Consider the following 17,424-nt stretch of genomic DNA (forward strand, 5'->3'; position numbering starts at 1 on the left):
GAGCTCGTGGTGGCGGCGGTCCCGACTGGCCGTGAGGAGGTCGAGGTCTCCGTCGCCGACACTAGCCCTGGCCTGCCGCGGGAAGGTACCGACCACTTGTTCGAGCCATTCGTGACCACCAAGCCGGGTGGCATGGGCGTGGGCCTGTCGATTTGCTGCACAATTCTCGCGGCGCATGGTGGGCGGCTCTGGGCCGAGCCCAACCCCGGCGGCGGCACGGTGTTCCGCTTCACCCTGCCCGCGCCCTCGGACGTGGTGGCGTAGCCGCGCAGCGCGAGGACACTGCTCCCACAAACATTGACCCGAGCCAGCGAAGCGGGAGGTCCGCAGTGGGTCGATCCCGGCGGAAGCCGGAGGGCGGCCACACTACCGCGCAGATGCGCGGAGAGTACGCCTTCGCGTGCCAAGCGAGCCGCATTCGCGACCTCGGCCGGTGTGTGCCGGCCGCAGGCCAGGAGAGCACGAGGCAAGTACGCGGAAGGGCGCCGCCGGCTACCCCGCCCGGAGCAGCACGCCTGGCCGCGCCCCCGTCTCCTCGCCCTCCTCAAAGACCGGCAGGCCCGAGACCATCGTCATCCCGTAGCCCTCGACGCGCTGGATCAGCCGCCGCCCGCCGGCGGGCAGGTCGGCGATCATCTCCGGGTGGTGCGCACGGAGCCCCGCGAGGTCAATCAGGTTCAGGTCCGCCTTCAGCCCCGGCGCCAGGCGGCCGCGGTCGGAGAGGCCCATGAAGTCCGCCGTCTCGCCGGTCATGCGCTTCACGACGAACTCCAGCGGCAGGCGCGGCCCGCGGGCACGGTCGCGCACCCAGTGGGTCAGCATGAAGGTCGGGATCGCGCCGTCACAGATCGACCCGCAATGCGCGCCGCCGTCCGACAGGCCGAAGACGGTGTGCGGGTCGCAGAGCAGGTCGCGGATCACCGCGTGGTCGCCGGTCGCGTAGTTGGCCAGTGGGAAGAACAGCATCCGCCCGCCGTCGCCGGCGGTCAGGTAGTCGTAGCAGTAGTCCTGTGGCGTCTGGCCCGCGCGCGCGGCCATGGCGGCGACGCTGCGCTCGGCGGTCGGCTCGTAGTCCGGCGGCTCGCCGAGAACGAACATCCCCTCCCAGCGCGTGGCGATGAAGCGGGAGAGGGGTGGCAGCAGCCGCAGCAGGCGAGGCGAGGCCTCCTCGGCAAGGATGCGTGCGCGCGTCGCCGGATCGCGGAGGCGGGCCAGCCGCTGCGGCAGCGGCAGGGTGGCAAGCTCCGCGAAGCTCTCGCGCAGGATGAAGGGGTTGAGGTCGGTCGAGAGGCCGAGCAGCAGTCCCGCCGGTCGGCCGCCGACCTGTCCAGTCAGCGCAAGCCCCTCGGCGCGGGCGGCGCGGATTGCCGCGGTGATGCGCGGCAGGCGCGCGCGGTCATGCGCGCGGTCGAAATGCAGGAAGTAGAGCGGCCGGCCGCTGGTGCGGGCGAAGTCGCGCATCCAGGCGAACTCGGCGTCCACGTCCTCGAAATCGGCATTGAGGCCGAGCGCGCCGCGGCCTGCGGTCCTCAGCGCGCGCGCCAAGCCCATCAGTTCCGCATGGTCGGAATAGCGCCCCGGCACCTGCTCGCCGGCGCGAGTCATGTGCTGGTCGGTGCGGCTCGTCGTGATGCCGAAGGCGCCGGCGCGCAGAGCCTCGGCGGCAAGGCGCTCCATCGCGGCGATGTCCTCAGCCGTTGCCGCCTCGCGCCGGATCGCGCGCTCGCCCATGACGTAGACGCGGAGTGGATGGTGGGCGAGCTGCGTGCCGACATCGACGGTGCGAGGCATGCGGCCCAGCGTGTCGAGGTACTCGCCGAAGCTCTCCCAGTCCCAGCGCAGGCCTTCCGTGAAGACAACGCCCGGGACCTCTTCGACGCCCTCCATCAGATCGATCAGCGCTTGGTGGTGCTCGCGGCGGGCCGGGGCGAAGCCGACGCCGCAGTTGCCGAAGATCACCGTGGTCACGCCGTGGTTCGAAGAGGGCCGCAACACCGGGTCCCAGGTCGCCTGGCCGTCATAATGGGTGTGAATATCGACCCAACCCGGCGTGACCAGCCGGCCGCCGGCGCGGACCTCCCGCCGCCCGGCCGCGGCCTTGCCGCCGGCTTGAACAATCCGATCGCCCTCGACGGCAAGGTCGCCGGCGAAGGGCGCGGCGCCCGTGCCGTCCACGATCAGCGCGTCGCGGAAGACGATGTCGTGCATGGCGGTTCTCCCCTGGCTTTCAGAGGAGTGTGTCAGGCGAGGCGGCGCCTGTCACACCAACCCTGGGTAAGCGTGCCCTGCGGCGGACGAAGTCGGCTGACCGCCCGAATAGGCGCGGCGGCAAGTGCCGCCCAGCCAAGCCGCCGGAGACGGCAGCTGATTGGGGCTACGACCGCGCCAGCAGCGCTAGCGGCTAGCGGGTTGGCGCTCGGCGTGAGTTTATGTGAGACATGCTGGAGAGTTCGCGTTGGGTCGAATTCGGCGGCTCCGGAAAACTCGGTCCAGAGCCTGTCCAAGCTGCGCAACGAGAGCGACCGCTTGGTCCTCCACGCTGCCCGGCGCTAGAGCCCGACCAGTCCGGCCGGGCTCTCGCCGACGAGCTTGGCGCGGCGGACATAGCCGCGCATCGTGCGGATGTCGCGGTGCCTGCTGTGCTCCATGATGGTCTCGTCGCGCGCGCCCGCCTTGTAGGCCTCGGTGATGAAGCCAGCGCGCAGCCCATGCAGCGACAGCCGCTCGAGCCCGGCGGGCTTGATGCCGGCCAGGGCCAGCCGACGTGCCAGGATCCTGGGCAGGGCGTAGGGGTGCAGCGCGGCGGTCTCCACGGTGCCCCAGCGATCGATCTTGCGGAACACCGGGCCGTACTGGCAGCCGGAGGCCTGCAGCCAGGCCTCCATGGCCCGCACCGGGCAGGTCTCGGGCTTCTTGCCGCGCGGGAGGCCGAGCTCGGCCCCCCTGCCCTGCTGGTCGGATTTGGCGCGCGGGATCAGCAGGCGCAGGCCCTCGGGCGTGAACGTCAGGTGCTCGCGCTGCACTCCGACCAACTCGGACCGGCGCAGCGCGGCCGCGAAGCCGAGCAGCAGGAGCGCCCGGTCGCGGGTGCCGGTCAGGCCATCGCTGCAGGTGGCGACCAGCTTGCGGATCTCGGCGGTGCCGAGGGCGGCGGCGCGGCGCTGGGGCGTGCCGTGCTGGCGGGCGATGCCGGCCAGGGTGTCACGCAGTGCCGGGTGCGACCCCGACCAGGGGTGGCCGGCCATGCGGTGGGCCCGGCCGATGGCGGCGAGGCGGCGGCGCAGGGTGGCGCCGGCGTGGGTCGTGGCCAGGGCGGCCAGGTAGGCGGCGACGGTCACCGGCGTGGCCGGCAGCGCAGCGATGTCCTTCTCCCGGCACCACGCCTCGAACGCCGCCCAGTCTGCGGCGTAGGCGGCGAGCGTCGCCGGCGACAGCGCTTGGCGGGCATAGCCGGCGGCGCGGGCAACCTCGGTGTCACATTTCCTGAATGCTGTCGTACGGAAGGCAGGGATTCCAGTGGCTTCGGCATGCCCTGATCCTTGTCGAATTGCCTTTCTCCATGTCGTCCGTGCCCGATAGCGTGTCGTCTTCGCCGCACGGGTGGTCACCATGGCCAGGGGCGGGGGTGAGACGGTCCGGTGTCCGCTCGACGTTCCCCAGGCGGACTGGCAGCGCGCTGTCGGCCGTGCGCGGGTGATCCGGCCGCTCGCGGCGGCGCCCCGGGTATCGCAAGCCATGCTGCTGCGGGCAGCCGCCGAGCTCGATCTCGGGGTGCGGCAGATCCAGCGATTGCTGCGCGCCTGGCGGGCGGAGCCGGTGGCAACCACGCTTCTGTTCGTCCGCCCGGGCGTTGCCCGCGGTACGCACCGCCTGCCGGCGGCGGTGGATGGCGTGATGGAGCGGGCGATCGATGGCTTCTACAAGACGCGCGAGCGGCCGCGCCTGACGGCGCTGCTGCGGCAGGTGCGCCACGACTGCCGCGCTGGCGGGCTGCCGCCACCCTCCATGAAGGCGCTGCGGGCGCGGGTATCGGCGCGACAGTTGCGCGACCTGGTCCGCGCCCGCGAGGGCGGCGCCGTGGCGCGGGATCGCCTCGCGCCGGCGACCGGCCACCTGCAGGCCGAAGGGCCGCTCGGGCTCGTGCAGGTGGACCACACGCTGGTCGACGTACACGTCGTCGACGACACCCTGCGCCAGCCGATCGGCCGTCCCTGGCTGACGCTCGTGCTCGACGTGCATACGCGCTGCGTCCTGGGCCTGCTGCTGGCGCTCGACCCGCCGTCCTCCACCGCGGTGGCGCTCGCCCTCACCCACGCCGTCCTGCCGAAGGAGGCCTGGCTCGAGGCACGGGCTCTTACCTTGGCCTGGCCGATGCGCGGCCTGCCGGGCACGGTCCACCTCGACAACGCGCCGGAGTTCCACGCCCGCGCGCTGAGCCTCGGTTGCGAGCAGCACGGCATCGCACTCGACTACCGCCCGCCTGCAACGCCGCGCTATGGCGGCCACATTGAGCGGCTGACGGGCACGCTGATGGATCGGCTGCACGCCCTGCCGGGCACCGCCTTTTCCTCGACTGCCGAGCGCGGCGACTACCCTGCGGAGGCGAGGGCCGTGCTGACGCTGCGCGAGCTGGAGCGGTACATCGCGCTCGAGGTGGTCGGCCCCTACCACAATGACGTGCACGCCGGCCTTGGCCAGCCGCCAGCGGCCGCCTGGGCCGCGGCGCTGGCGGCAGGCTGGCAGCCGCGCGCGCCGACCGAGCCAGGGCGCTTCGCGGTCGACTTCCTGCCCTTCGCCGAGCGGGCGGTCGGGCGGGAGGGTTTGCGGCTGTTCGGGATCCACTATTTCGACGGCGCGCTGGCGGCGCTCATCGGCACGCGGACCCGGCTGCGGGTGCGCTACGACCCGCGCGACCTCAGCGCCATCTTTGCCGAGATGCCGCAGGGCGGCCCGCTCCGGGTGCCCTACGCCGATCTGGCACGGCCGCCGATCAGCCTCTGGGAGCACCGTGCCGCCACCCGGCGGCTGCGCGCCGAGGGCCGGCGCATGGTGGATGAGGACGCGATCTTTGCCGCGGTCGCAGAGCAGCGCCGCACCGTCGCCGAGGCCTGCGCGGCCAGCAAGGCGGCCCGGCGGTCGGCGGCACGCACTGCCGAGGCCCGCCGGATGCCGGTCGTACCGGCCGTCGCGGGATCGGCAGGTCCCGCCCGATCACATGAGGCACCCGCCGAGCCGGAGGAGGCCCGCGTGCCGATGCCGACGGACGAGGACATCGCCGCCTCGGAGTTCCTGACATGAATGGCGGGGCCTATGCCCACCTGCACCCGGAGGTCCGAGCCGTTGCCGACCTGCCGGACGAGCAGCGGATCGAGTGCATTCGTGCCGAACGCTGGATCACCCATTCGATGGCAGCAACGGCGCTCGCGCTGCTGCAGGAGGTGCTGGAGCAGCCGCCTCGGGAGCGGATGGAGAACGTCCTCCTCCTGGCGGAATCCGGCATGGGCAAGACCAGCCTCATCCGCAAGTTCGAGCGCGCCAAAGCCGCCCCTGGGCGCGACGGCGCAGGCGCGCGGCGGATGCCGGTCGTGACCGTGCTGATGCCGCCCGAGCCCACCGAGCACGACTTCTTCGGGCAGGTGCTGGCGGCGCTCGGGGCACCGCCGACCACGGCGCGCCCGGTCGGCCGGACCGTCTCCTCGCGCCGCGACGTCGCCTGCCGGCTGCTGCGGGAGGTGGGGGCCCGCGTGCTGGTGGTGGACGAGATCAACTCGGTGCTCGCCGGTACGCCGCGCCAGCAGCGCCTGTTCCTGCAACTGCTGCGCTTCCTGTCGAACGAGCTGCGCGTCGGGCTGGTCTGCACCGGCATCCCCGAGGCGCGGCACGCGCTGCTATCGGATCCGCAGCTGCGCAGCCGGTTCGGCGAGCACGAGATGCCGCCCTGGGCTGCCGGGCCGGAGCTGCAGCGCTTCGTCAACCGGCTGGTCCAGGGCCTGCCGCTGCGCCAGCCCTCCGCCATCGACTCGCCGCGCCTGTGTCGGCTGCTGGCCGAACGGGCCGGCGGCATCACGCTGCACATCCGTCGTGCCCTCGAGCGCGCCGCGATCGCGGCCGTCCGCTCGGGCGAGGAGCAGATCACCGCCGCCGCGCTCGAGGCGCCGGCGGTGTGGGGCAGCGCCCCCATTGCCGCAACAAGCCAGCGGCCACGGCTCCCTCACACTCCAGGCCCCATCTGACTGGGGCGCCCGGTGTGCCGCCCCTCCCGGTCGCGCCGCCGCCGATGCCCGGCGAGGCCTTCACCTCCTGGCTCGCCCGCCTCGCCGCGCGCTACGACCTCGCGCCCGAGGAACTCGCCGCGGCGGTGGGTGCGCCGGGACCGATCGGTCCCCTGCAGGACCACGCCGTGCCGGCCGCGCTGGCCCGGACCCTGGCCAGTGCGACCGGGTTAGCTGCGACGGAGATCGCCGCCCTCGGCCTCTCGACGGCCCTTCCCGCCCTGCCCACCTCCTGGCTGCGCGACCAGCCAGCCTGGTGCCAGGCCTGCCTCGCCGAGGCGACGAGTCACGCGGGCGAGGTGCACCGTCTCGCCCTGTGGTCGGTCGGCTTCTTCGTGGTCTGCCCCCACCACGGCATGCCGCTGCGCACCGGCGCAGACTTCGGGGCGTGGTGGAGCGGCGCGCCGTGCTGTGCGCGGCCCGGCATCACCTTCGCCGCGGCACATGGCCGACAGCGGGCCAGCTGCCCGTCCTGCGGTGCGCGGCACGAACACCGCGCGCCCGATGAGGACAAACCCTCCAGTGCGGGACTGGGCCCAGCCACCGAATTCCAGGCCCTGCTCCTGCGGGCAGCGGCCGGGGTGACGGCGACCGATGGCTGGAATGCCAGCCTGACGCCTGCCACGACCCTCGCGGTGGCGGCTGATGTCTGCGCCCTCGCTGCCTTCCATGCCGAGCTGGTCCCGCCCCGCTCCGGCCCGCCGCTGCCTGCGCCGTTCCGGACGGCCTTCGTCCGGTCCGCACCCGAGGATGCCTGGACATCAGGCCGGGTGCCGCCACACGACGCCCTGCGGCTGCTCGAGACCGCGGCCTGGCTGCTCGACGATGCGCCCGACCAAGGTATCGGCCAGGGGCAGGCGGCGCGGCAGTTACGGCCACGCTTCCGCGGGCTGCGCGTGCTCCGACTGAGCCTGCCGGTGGCCCACCTGCCGCAGGCCGAGCGCCTCGCGGGGCAATGGCCCGCGACGCTCCGCACCGCCTTCTGCCAGGTCGATCGGGACTGACCGGGTGCGTGCGGCGGCGGCAGCTGCATTGGGCCTTTGCAACTGCGCCGATGTGCGCCGCTCAACCGTGGTGCCGCACCGTTTGCGCGGTAGCGGAGGGGATGGCGATGGAGCGGCTCCTGGCCCGTTATCCACCCTGCGACGCCCCTCACCCCGCCCCCTCGTCCTCGGCCGGTCCGCTCCCGGCCCCCCGCGCGAGCCCGGCCCGCACCTTCCGGATCGCCGCGTCGACGGCCTGCATCGCCGCCTCCAGGTCGGCGTAGTCGAAGGCCCGCCGCTCGAGCGGCCCGGCGCCGGGCAGTGACGCCGGCGGCAGGACCTCGGGCGGCACCTCCACCACGGCCGGCACCTCGCGCGGCCGCCCCCTCCCCCGCCCGGGCAGCGGCCGGCGTGGCGGCGCCGCGGCCTGCCGCAAGGGCACAAGACCCGCGAGACCGAAGAGGCGGCGGCTGTGGCGGTGCGTCACCTCGACCGCGACCTCCAGCCGGACAAACTCGTCGAGGATGGCGCAAGCCGCCTTCACCGACATCGCCAGCGCGGCGGCCAGCGTCGTGGCCGAGACCAGCGGGACGGCGGCGAGCAGGTCCACCGCCGCGGGGGCACGCGAGGTGCTCCGCCGCCCGGCGGCGACGGCCGTCCGCGCCGCGAGCCATCGCCGCTCCATCTCGATCAGCAGGTCGAGCGCCGTCCCCGCCTCGGCGGCGATCGCCCGCAGGGTTGTGGGGATCCAGAGCGCCGGCTCCCAGGGCTGGTCGGGCCCGAGCGCGGCCGCGCCAGTGATCGGCAGCGGGGCGCGGAGCAGGCCCGCCCTGCCCCAGCGCCGCACCAGGGCGGCGCGCAGCGGCGGGCGCGTCCCGCCGCGCTCGAGCCAGTACCAGGCACCCCAGGCGGCGTCGAGCAGCGGGACGGCATAGGGGCGCTGCCCTTCGAGCCCGGCGAGCGCCACCCGGACAGCCTCCTCGGCGTCCTCGTCGGGGGCTGCGAGCCAGCCGTGGTAGTCGAGGGCGAGGCGGGCGGCGTCCTGAATCGCGCCCGCGTCCATGATCCGCTCGCTGTCCCGCATGGCCCGCAGCGGTAAGCCTTCCAGCGCCGCGGCGAGATGCCAGGGATCGATCAGGTGGCCGTCCGCTGCGGCCTGGCGCCGGGCCGCCTCGAGCCGGGTCCGGTGCAGCAGGGCCGGCAGCAATGGATGCAGGGCGGTGGCGGCATCGAGCCGGGCGACGGCCGCGCTGGCCGCGGCGAGCGCGGCCAGCAGGCCCGGGTCCCCGAGATGCGGCGGCGTGTCAGTCCGCCTGCTCGATACCAGCGACATCGGCGAGCCCCCTCCCCTCTGGACCAATTGCATTTACCTTATTCTGCCTTTCGCTTCAAAATTGCTTTTATAAAAAGCCGACAGTCGCCCGGGGGCGCCTCCGGCACGACGTCGCGGTTCAGGTCGAGAGCTGCGGCCTAGCCTCGGGGGGCTGCTACCACCGCTGGAAATGCGGCCGGACAGGCGCCCTGACGCACGCCAGGGGCGCCCGGGAACGCCGCCGCATGCGCGGCAAAATGCCGGTTCAACAAGCACTTACGTCGAGGCTTGGCGGGGTGCCCCGGTGCCCTTCCCGGGGCGGCTCGGCCGGTGGCCTGGGCCGGCTTCCATCCGGCCCTTTGGCGCCATGTGCCGAGCGCCTACTGGGCCCCTGACGGCTGCCGCGTCCGTCCCGACCAGCACCAGGCCAGCGAAGGCGTCTCGGGCAGGTAGACGGCGCGCCTTCTCCCCGGAATTCCGGTTTTCTGCGCATGACAAACGTTCGTTTGCCAGCCACTTCCCTGCGCTGCATAACAGCCGCCCGAACGGCACGGACACACGATGGCGCTGCTGGGCTACGCGCGGGTCTCAACCCAGGGCCAGGACCTCGAGCCGCAGCTGCGGGCGCTGCGCGCGGCGGGGTGCACCGCGATCTTCGAGGAGAAGGCCTCGGGCACCAGTCGGGCCCGCCCCGAACTGACGCGGCTCCTCGACCGCCTGCGCCGCGGCGATACCCTGGTGGTGGTCCGCATCGACCGGCTCGCCCGCTCGCTCGCCCATCTGCTGCAGGTGATCGAGCGCATCCGCGAGGCCGGCGCCCATTTCCGCTCCCTCGGCGACCCGATCGACACCGCCGGCCCGAGCGGGATGCTGGTGCTGCAGATCATGGGCGCCATCGCCCAGTTCGAGCGCGCCCTCGTCGTCGAGCGCACCAAGGCAGGGCTCGCCGCCGCCCGGGCCCGCGGCCGGGTAGGCGGCAATCCCGGCCTGCGGGCACGCGATCCCGCAGTGCTGGGCAAGCTCGCCACCGCGCGCGAGCGGACCCGCCTCGCCGACCTGCTGCCCGGGGCCGACGAATGGCTCGGCACGGTGCGGCGGCTGCGGCCAGCCACGGCCTGGGAGGAGGTCACCCGGGCCGTCAACGCGGCGCTGCCGCCGGAGCGGCGGCGCTTCACGCGCGATCGCCTGGTGCGCGCCGTCCGGCTCTTCGTCCAGGAGGGGCTGGCCGAGCCGGCGCTACTGGAGGGGGCCGCCCGCCGCCCGCGCCGCGATCCGCGGGCGCGGCGCGCCATGGAACTGGCCGCCTCCTTCCTGCGCGGCCGGCCGAAGGCGACCCTGGCCGAGGTCGGCGCCGAGCTGGCGCGCATGGGCGTGCAGCCGCGGGGTGGCGGCCCCTGGGCCGCCTCCTCGGTCAAGGCCCTGCTCGACCGCGCCCGCGGTGCTGGCCTGCTCGGGGCGGGCCACGGCCTGCGGCGGCAGCGCAGGACGTCCCCGGAGGCACGCCGACCGCGTGGGACATCTGGCGCATGAGGGGGGAAGCGGCCGCTGCCGTTCAGGCACGATCCCGAGGCTGGCTCCTGACGCCTGGGGTTCGGCTCCGCACCTCCTTCTCGCACAGCACCGCACGGGCAGGGCCCAGGCCTCCCCCCGCGCCATCGCCTGGCTCTGGGCCCATCGGGCCCCTGCCTGGACACTGCGCCACGTCCGGACCCGGCCCATATGCGGCCCAAGCTGGCGGGTGGAGTTCTGGTCGGCCCACTGAACCCCGAAGCCGCTGGTCCGCCATCTCCGGCAGCGCTACCCGGAGCTCGACCTCGCCCTCGAGGTCGACACCGGCGAGGACGGGATGGCAGGCGATGCCGTCAGCCCAGCCCCGACCACGCGCCGCCCCGCGGCACCGGCCCGGGGCAAGCCCAGGGGGCGCCATGGCTGCCGTGGCCGGCAGCAAGCGGCCACGCTGACCACGACACCCCGCACCGTCGCCAGGTCAGCCGACGACAGCGATCAGGGCACGGATCTTGGGCGAATGCCCTGATTCACGACGCGACGACACGAATCAGGAAACACGACACTCGGCGTCGGGCAGCAGGGCGAGTTCGGACATCCGGCGATCTCAACGGCTTGTCGGCAGTGGGGCATGAAATGTGGCAGACGGTCAACACGCTCCAGAAGGCCACTTATGGAGCCTGAGCGAAAAGTGCCGGCGATCCTTCCGGAGTTCGGGGAAGCGGGGCTTATCGCGGGTGAGGTGGGCGCCCGGGACACCGCTGGAGAACGGGAGGCGCGGATGGAGCGTGAGAGGCAGTACGGGGTGAGCCGCCATCAGGCGGAGAAGCGGGGTGCCAAAAAGCAGTCAATCGACCCTTGCAGCTTTTCAGCGGCGTTTACCGTGCCCAGGCTCGCCCTCGGTGACGCTGTCATCCGGTGGCGGACAGATGGTCACCTGGCCGCCCCGGGCATGGAACTCGCTCACCATGCGTGCGGCCTCGTCCTCGCTGGGCTTGCCGCCTGTTGCTTCGATGCGAGCCCGCTGGGCTGCGATGGTTTGCGATAGCCGAATGCGTTCACGCAGCCTGCCGGCACGGTCCGGCCCGCTCTGAGCCTTGCCGTTGTCATCAGTTTTGATGGTTTGGTCAGTGATGTCGTCGTGCATTGACCACACCTAACAGGGGCCTGGTCGCACCGCGAACCAGATGTCCGAGATCTGACCTCTATGAGACCTTGGGCATCCGACCCGGCCCTGGTGCATCAGCCTGCGCCGGTTCCCTGCATAAGATTGGCGCCGGTCGAGACCGGTGCCCACAGATCGGCACCCTGGGCCGCAAAGACGGCGTCCGCGACAAAGGCCCGCAGGTCGCGCAGCACGGACCGCAACAGGCTTGTCTCGGCGAGGCACAAGCCAGCGTCGGTCCCGTCATCCGGTGCAAGGCGGGCGACCAAGACCTCCATCTTGGTCACCAGGCCGGCGAGCGACTGCGACGGAGCGGCGGCCAAACTGGCGACCGCCTCCAGGCTGCCGGTGCCGACTGCGTCGTCATCGAACCAGGCGTCAATGCCGGGGTCAGCGACGGATGCTTCAGTCTGGAGCTGCGGCGCATCGTACTGATGCCCCGCAACTGAGGCTCGTATGGCAGAGAAGGGCAGGATGTCAGCCATGATTGGCATCCAACGCGGAAAACAGTGCTTCAGTGCGTGCGGAGAGGCTCGCGCTCGGCACTGACGGCCGAGGGTGCGGTCGCATCCAACCGGTAGGCGCCACGGTCGGTCAGCAGCAGTCGCGGGTTCGACGGATCAGCCTCCATCTTCTGCCGCAGGCGGTAGATGTGCGTCTCGAGCGTGTGGGTGGTGACCCCGCTGTTGAAGCCCCAGACATCGGTCAGCAGCGTCGCGCGATCCACGGCGGCGCCGTTCGCCCGGAGCAGGTACTTCAGGATCCGGCATTCCTTGTCGGTCAGCCGCACTTTGCGGTTCTTGCCGGGGTCCAGCAGCAGCCGAACCGCGGGGCGGAACTGGTAGGGGCCGATGGTGAAGACCGCGGCTTCCGAGTTGTCGAAGGTGCGAAGCTGGGCGCGCACCCGGGCCAGCAGTTCCGGCAGCCGGAACGGCTTGGCCACGTAGTCATTGGCGCCGGCATCGAGACCACGCACCACATCGGCTTCGGCATCGGCGCCGGTCAGCATGATGATCGGGGTGGTGTTGCCGTCGCGCCGGAGCTTGGCGCAGAAGTCGCGACCATCGGCATCCGGCAGGCCGACATCGAGCAGGATGGCATCGTAGCGGACATCCGCCTCGGCCAGCTTGGCGGTCGCTTCGGAGGCGCTCTCCGCCGCCACGGCGATGAAGCTGCCGTCCATGGCGATCTGCTCGGCGAGGGTTGCGCGGAGCGTGGCGTCGTCTTCGATGATGAGGATGGGGCGGGGGGTCACGACGGGGGGATCCTTGACCGGTGCGGCGGGGCATCGCTGTGCGGTGGTGTCTCAAAACTGATCCAACGCTCAACTTAGACGTTCAAATACGGGAGTGAGATGATCCTCGGCAACGCCGAAATCAGCGCCCGCCAGCACGATGCTGTGTTGCAACGAACGCGTGCTGATTTTGGCTGGATGCGCGTATTGGTTGAATTGTACTGCGCCGCTCTACCGTGGTCGCAAAAAACCAAACGACGCGGCGACCATGACAGCCGAGCGGCCTAGTGCTGCCCGGCAGGCAAGGTGGCAGCCCCTGATCCCTGCCCTCCCCTGCCCGCCTCGGTGCCGCTATTGCTCAAAAGAGCCGCGCCAAACCTGGACCATTCACGCCGCGAGATGGCGGAGCAACTAGCGGCATTGCGCCTACCCAGCGCTGCGCCGCGGGTGCTCATCCGCGGTGCGATGTTCCGTGTCCGTCGCCGCCATGACCTGGCGCAAGGCGGTCAGGAACGCTTTCCCTTCTTGGGTCTGCTGCACGAGCACGCTGCGGCGATCCATCGGGTCCACCTTACGCCGGGCGAGACCCAGTTCACCCAACCGGTCCAGGGCTCGGGTGATGGCGGGCTTGGAGACGTTGAGTTCCGCAGCCAAGCCGCGAACCGTATGCGGGCCAGCGCTCAGGTAGACGGTGAGGAGGACGCCAAACTGGCGGCTGGTGAGATCGGCTTCGTCGCGCCGCACCAGGGCCAGGATCGTTTTGCGCAGCACTTGCGTCAGTGCGTCTTCGCCACTTGTAGCTGCCATGGTCTGTGCTCCTCTGCATCGAGAAGGCGATGCAGAGATTTTCGTTCCGATTGTCAGTAGGATGCGGCGTGACAGGTGCGCGACCAAGGCCACGCCATCATCGCGTTACAACGATCCGGGCCAAAGGTTGGGCGGGTCTGTTGTACCAGGAAAACAGGCGGAAACCTGCGGCCGCCCGCGATTGTGGCAGGCCTCTTCTAACACGCGGGAAGCGCGAAGAACGCGTGTTATAGGGGGCCTGGATGTCCGGTTGCGGCATTGCCCGTTACGGCGCGTCGGGCGTGGCAGGTCCCTTTTCGTTATTAACAACGTCGATGCCGTTCTCGCGCAGCCAGGCAAGCAGGTCCTCGATGAACCCGGCGGACACCTGGCCCTCCGGCATGGCCGCGTTGAGCTCGTCGGTGGTGACGTAGCCTCTCTGCCGACTGCGGGCGATCAAGCCCTGCAGCGCCGTGCTCGTGGCATCGAGCAGTCTGCTACCCGCCGCCATGACCGGTGCCGGCCTTTGCTTTGGTAGGGCCTCGGCCAAGCGTGGCGACGATGCGTGCCGCAAGCCCCGCCGCGAGGTCCTCCGGCCTCTCCCAACGGAGCATGTCCTGGCTGCGGCGATCGCCGGCCCGAAGATCGACAGCCTGATCGACGCGACAGGTCGAGACCACAGGGATGCCCAGCCCGAGCGCGAACCCGGCAACGAACGGCACGGCACCGTCCGCCCGTGTGTAATCGGCAACCAGCAGCTGCGACTCGCGGATCTGGGACAGCACAGCCTCGGTGACGCCCTCAGCCAAGCCGGTCGGAAGCGGCGGCTCGGATCGCGGGAAGGTATCCGTGCACCCAGGCTTTCGCCGTCTCGAGTCCAACGGTCACGGCACCGAAGCTCCGCCCTGGCCCCCCCATCCCCACACCCATTGCCTCGGTCAGCCCGCCCTCGGTCAAGTCCTGCTGCTGCAGGAAGTAGACGGCATGGCTTTCGCGCTCGCTGAACAGCGCGAGCAGGACACGGGCAGCGATTTAGCTACATAGTAGTAGCTAGCTGCTAGAAAGACGCGGCTATATCGCACAAGCATCACAGCCTCGCAGGCCACTTCCACATGCGTTTCAAGAAAGTTGCGACGGCAAGAACCAGTGCCTCTCAAGCTTGCGAGGAAATGGTAGACCTGTGCCCGCAGCAATAGCTGGTCGCCCGTGAACTACGGGGTTTTCAGGCGGCTGCTGGGCTGAGCTGGTGTTCCGCCTGGACCTGCGGCGACGACTGCAGGAGGCTGAGCAAGCACGCCAAGAGCCAGGCCAGCCAGACGCGGAGCAGGCGGAGGTTGTGGGCGGTGGCGGCGAGGACGAGGTTGGTGGCGTCGCCTTCGGTACCGCGGAGGAAGTTGCGGCCGAGCAGGCCGTCGCTCTTCAGGTGACCGATGACGGGCTCGATGGCGCTGCGGCGGCGTCGCTCGCGGCGGATGGTGGGCGTGACGCCGCGCTTCTGGCCGGAGACGAACACGCGGGCGCGGTCGGCGTCGTGGCCGCGGTAGCCGCGGTCGACATAGGCGCGCTCGATCTCGACGCCGGTGATGCGCTCGGTCTGGGCGATCTGGTCGGCCAAGGTGTGGCCGTCATAGGGGTTGCCCGGCAGGGCGCGGGCGCTGAGGACGAACTGCCCGCCGGGCGCGACCGCGTTGGTGGTGGCGAGCGAGACCTTCACGCCGAACTCATAGCGGGCCTGCGCCTTGCCCTTGCCGATGCACTCCACCTCCGGCGCGTGCAGCGAGTAGAGCTTGTCACGGCCGCGGTCCTCGCGGCGTTGCCGCAGCAGCCGGGCAATGAGGCCGAGCGGCCCGGCCAGGGCGGCCTGCACGGCAGCCTTGCCGGCGATCTTGCGGCCGATGTCGCGGAACAGCCGTCCGAGCCAAGTGCGCAACTGCCGGACGTGGCGCTCGGCCTGGCGTCGGCGTCCGGCGTGGATCAGCCTGGCGGCCTCGCGCCGGGCCCGCCTGGCCACCCGCAGGTAGGACTGGCGCAGCCGGATGCCGTGCCGCCGGGCCAGCCGCGCCAGGATCTCGATGCCGCGGTTCAGCAGCTTGCTGTCGGTGGGGTGCGTCACCGCCTTGGGCTGCACCGTGGTGTCGATGGTGACGCGCTGCAGGTGCTTGTCCTCGACGGCACCGCCGCGCCGTGCCGCGGCCAGGCTCTCGGCCAACAGCACCTCCAGCCGTTTGGCACCGATGCGCTGGCGCCAGCGCGTCAGCGAGGAGCGGTCCAGCGGCAGGGCATGCTGGAAGAACACCTCGCCGCAGAACAGCTGCACGTAGGGGCTGTCGAGGTAGCGCGCGCAGATGGCTTCGTCGGACAGCGCGTCCATGTGCTTCAGCAGGTGCAGCCCGACCATCAGCCGCGTCGGCAGGCCGGGCCGGCCGCCGTCGGTGTAGAGCGCCCCGAACTCCGCCTCGAACCGGCTCCAGTCGATCAGCCCGGCCAGGCGCACCAGCGCATGCCGCGGGTCCACCAGGTTCTCCAGCCGGGCGCGGAAGAGGTCAGCCTGCGGCTCGGCCTCGGGCTGCTTCGGGCGCATCGGCGACCTCTCCCTGCCGGGGTGCCGAGGACCGAATCACGCCCCGTCCGGGCCCGCAACGCACAGCCCCGTTTGCAAGCTTCCGACCCCTGCTCAGGGCCAAGCCTGCAAAACCGGATACTGTCCGACCGCCGGAAAGCCGCAGAAAACCGCCATTCGCCAGCTATTTCACGGCCGACTAGCTGCTATGCCCTAGGAGCTAGCAGATACGGATTTCTTCAACGTCTTGCCTACCGGCCGGATGCGCTCCGCAACAGGTGCGGGAGAGGGCATAAGTGTGACGGCCTCTTCGTCCACACGCACCTGCGCCTCCGGATAGGCGGCCAGGGCAAGCGCCAAAGCTTCCCGTGCGTGTGCACGGAACTGCCGGGCCTGTGCAAAGCCGGCACCGAACTGCCGGTACAAGGCCGGCCACGGAACACGCGTTGGCCGCGTGAGGTGGTGCAAGCGGTAGGCGAGCCAGATGTAGAGATCGATGGCCATGCTGCGCCCCGCCATTGTGCGGATTGCAGCCTCGCGCACCGGCAATGGGTGCCGAATCAGCGACTCGTAGAAAACCTCGTCGAGCAGCACCGTTTCCCGCCAGAGCGAGAGCTGTGAGCCGATGTCGCGGCCAGGCAGGATCGCCTCGCGAACGAAGCCGCCATTCAGAACCGCCTCTCCGGCCTCGCCGAGGCGGTAGAATGTAAGTCGGCAGAGGCTCAAGCGTCGGCTCTGCTCGCGGACCGCCTCATAGCCTTTGCCGCCGCTATTGAGACCCATCGCCTTCAGCCAGCTGTGCATCGACCGGCCGAGCTCGACCTCGCGCGAGCGGGTCTTGATAGCTTCCGTCTGGAGGTACAGCAGGATCAGCCGGGCGACATAGCCGAAGGGGATGCCGACAACGATACCGTCGTGGCTCTTGCCACTCTCGATGCGCAAACGGACGTCAGCACCATCGCGGACCCACTCGGAAGCGTCGATCCGTTTATGCGGCAGCGCCGTCATAGCGAAGCCGGCGTGCACATAGCCGGGAGCGGCTTCCTCGTCTGTCAGAACTTGATGGACAGCCTCGACGCAGCGGCGGTCTAGGCTCGTCACGGCCAAGCCCAAAGCGCGCTCCATTCCCAAGGTCTCGAGCTGCCGCCGAAGGCGGCCCTCGAGAGCATCGTCGGCGCCGATCGAAGTGACCCAGGGGTTTAAGGCGGACTCGGACATTGGCGTCAGCTTGCCCGTGCTGATGCCGCAACTGCAATTCGTACTCTGCTGACGGCTGGATCGAGTTGCCGAAATCCACAAGCCAGGTTCGTACCCTGGTGACGCTCCTAGTAGGCTATTAGAGTCCTATTAGGATGCGTCACCAGAGTACGGGGGACGACTCCGGTTTGCGTCACCAGAGTACGAAGAAGCGTCAGCAGAGTACGAAGTAGCTTGTGGATAGCGCGGTAGGTCGCCCCGGCTCTTGGCGTCACCAGAGTACGAACATCGCATGGTGGGATGCAGGTCTGGGCGACGATGCGGGTTGCACCAGCCGGCTGGAAAGGTGGTCAATTCGTACTCTAGTGACACCGCGAATGTAGCTACTATCACCTAGCATAGCTTTGCT

17 protein-coding genes are annotated in these 17,424 nt (G+C 70.7%); 6 read left to right on the top strand and 11 right to left on the bottom strand.

The window, feature by feature from the left end; all coding sequences use genetic code 11:
• The first annotated feature begins 9 nt into the window (after nucleotides 1-9).
• Nucleotides 10-264 carry an ATP-binding protein gene (locus tag ACFQS7_RS26535; RefSeq protein ID WP_380070163.1) on the top strand — a complete coding sequence of 85 codons (255 nt, stop codon included), beginning with the start codon at nucleotides 10-12 and terminating at the stop codon, nucleotides 262-264.
• Between the two features lie 228 nt (nucleotides 265-492).
• On the opposite strand, the gene ACFQS7_RS26540 is transcribed toward ACFQS7_RS26535, so the two are convergent.
• Complete coding sequence (locus ACFQS7_RS26540) at nucleotides 493-2,208, bottom strand: amidohydrolase family protein (RefSeq protein WP_380070164.1); 1,716 nt, start codon at nucleotides 2,206-2,208, stop codon at nucleotides 493-495.
• Nucleotides 2,209-2,549: 341 nt separating this feature from the next.
• A complete protein-coding gene (locus ACFQS7_RS26545; protein WP_380070165.1) occupies nucleotides 2,550-3,737 on the bottom strand; it encodes a tyrosine-type recombinase/integrase in 1,188 nt (395 codons plus the stop codon).
• On the opposite strand from ACFQS7_RS26545, the gene ACFQS7_RS26550 reads away from it, so the two are divergent.
• From ACFQS7_RS26550 to ACFQS7_RS26560, 3 genes are read left to right on the top strand one after another with little or no spacing between them, the layout of a single operon-like run.
• Nucleotides 3,736-5,298 (top strand): Mu transposase C-terminal domain-containing protein, encoded by a 1,563-nt coding sequence (locus ACFQS7_RS26550; RefSeq protein ID WP_380070166.1) that lies wholly within the window; start codon nucleotides 3,736-3,738, stop codon nucleotides 5,296-5,298. The two genes, ACFQS7_RS26545 and ACFQS7_RS26550, sit on opposite strands and share 2 nt — an antisense overlap.
• A complete protein-coding gene (locus ACFQS7_RS26555; protein WP_380070167.1) occupies nucleotides 5,295-6,233 on the top strand; it encodes a TniB family NTP-binding protein in 939 nt (312 codons plus the stop codon). The genes ACFQS7_RS26550 and ACFQS7_RS26555 overlap by 4 nt, the downstream gene beginning before the upstream one ends.
• Before the next feature lie 14 nt (nucleotides 6,234-6,247).
• Nucleotides 6,248-7,276: a TniQ family protein gene (locus tag ACFQS7_RS26560; RefSeq protein WP_380070168.1), complete on the top strand. Its 1,029-nt coding sequence runs from the start codon at nucleotides 6,248-6,250 to the stop codon at nucleotides 7,274-7,276.
• A gap of 148 nt (nucleotides 7,277-7,424) precedes the next feature.
• Here ACFQS7_RS26560 and ACFQS7_RS26565 read toward each other — a convergent pair whose 3' ends face one another.
• A complete protein-coding gene (locus ACFQS7_RS26565) occupies nucleotides 7,425-8,588 on the bottom strand; it encodes a hypothetical protein (protein ID WP_380070169.1) in 1,164 nt (387 codons plus the stop codon).
• Nucleotides 8,589-9,128: 540 nt separating this feature from the next.
• On the opposite strand from ACFQS7_RS26565, the gene ACFQS7_RS26570 reads away from it, so the two are divergent.
• A complete protein-coding gene (locus tag ACFQS7_RS26570; protein WP_380070170.1) occupies nucleotides 9,129-10,097 on the top strand; it encodes a recombinase family protein in 969 nt (322 codons plus the stop codon).
• 844 nt (nucleotides 10,098-10,941) lie between these two features.
• Here ACFQS7_RS26570 and ACFQS7_RS26575 read toward each other — a convergent pair.
• The 3 genes from ACFQS7_RS26575 to ACFQS7_RS26585 all read right to left on the bottom strand — a co-directional run bounded on the left by ACFQS7_RS26575 (nucleotide 10,942) and on the right by ACFQS7_RS26585 (nucleotide 12,493).
• Entirely contained in the window at nucleotides 10,942-11,220 is a 279-nt protein-coding gene (locus tag ACFQS7_RS26575) for a hypothetical protein (protein ID WP_380070171.1), read from the bottom strand.
• Between the two features lie 95 nt (nucleotides 11,221-11,315).
• A complete protein-coding gene (locus ACFQS7_RS26580; protein ID WP_380070172.1) occupies nucleotides 11,316-11,723 on the bottom strand; it encodes a hypothetical protein in 408 nt (135 codons plus the stop codon).
• A 29-nt stretch (nucleotides 11,724-11,752) separates the two neighbouring features.
• Nucleotides 11,753-12,493 (bottom strand): response regulator transcription factor, encoded by a 741-nt coding sequence (locus tag ACFQS7_RS26585; RefSeq protein ID WP_380070173.1) that lies wholly within the window; start codon nucleotides 12,491-12,493, stop codon nucleotides 11,753-11,755.
• Nucleotides 12,494-12,592: 99 nt separating this feature from the next.
• Here ACFQS7_RS26585 and ACFQS7_RS26590 point away from each other — a divergent pair, with 99 nt between their 5' ends.
• A complete protein-coding gene (locus ACFQS7_RS26590) occupies nucleotides 12,593-12,760 on the top strand; it encodes a hypothetical protein (RefSeq protein ID WP_380070174.1) in 168 nt (55 codons plus the stop codon).
• Nucleotides 12,761-12,898: 138 nt separating this feature from the next.
• Here the strand turns inward: ACFQS7_RS26590 and ACFQS7_RS26595 are convergent, their stop codons facing one another.
• The 5 genes from ACFQS7_RS26595 to ACFQS7_RS26615 all read right to left on the bottom strand — a co-directional run bounded on the left by ACFQS7_RS26595 (nucleotide 12,899) and on the right by ACFQS7_RS26615 (nucleotide 17,036).
• A complete protein-coding gene (locus tag ACFQS7_RS26595) occupies nucleotides 12,899-13,279 on the bottom strand; it encodes a MarR family transcriptional regulator (protein ID WP_380070175.1) in 381 nt (126 codons plus the stop codon).
• 265 nt (nucleotides 13,280-13,544) lie between these two features.
• A complete protein-coding gene (locus ACFQS7_RS26600; protein ID WP_380070176.1) occupies nucleotides 13,545-13,769 on the bottom strand; it encodes an RNA polymerase sigma factor region1.1 domain-containing protein in 225 nt (74 codons plus the stop codon).
• The gene (locus ACFQS7_RS26605; RefSeq protein ID WP_380070177.1) at nucleotides 13,756-14,067 is read right to left on the bottom strand and encodes a hypothetical protein; all 312 of its coding nucleotides are present in this window, start codon (nucleotides 14,065-14,067) and stop codon (nucleotides 13,756-13,758) included. The genes ACFQS7_RS26600 and ACFQS7_RS26605 overlap by 14 nt, the downstream gene beginning before the upstream one ends.
• Before the next feature lie 413 nt (nucleotides 14,068-14,480).
• The gene (locus tag ACFQS7_RS26610) at nucleotides 14,481-15,839 is read right to left on the bottom strand and encodes an IS5 family transposase (RefSeq protein WP_380070178.1); all 1,359 of its coding nucleotides are present in this window, start codon (nucleotides 15,837-15,839) and stop codon (nucleotides 14,481-14,483) included.
• 192 nt (nucleotides 15,840-16,031) lie between these two features.
• Nucleotides 16,032-17,036 (bottom strand): replication protein RepA, encoded by a 1,005-nt coding sequence (locus tag ACFQS7_RS26615; protein WP_380070179.1) that lies wholly within the window; start codon nucleotides 17,034-17,036, stop codon nucleotides 16,032-16,034.
• Nucleotides 17,037-17,424: the final 388 nt, after the last annotated feature.

This window comes from Dankookia sp. GCM10030260, from assembly GCF_042666655.1.
GTDB lineage: Bacteria > Pseudomonadota > Alphaproteobacteria > Acetobacterales > Acetobacteraceae > Paracraurococcus.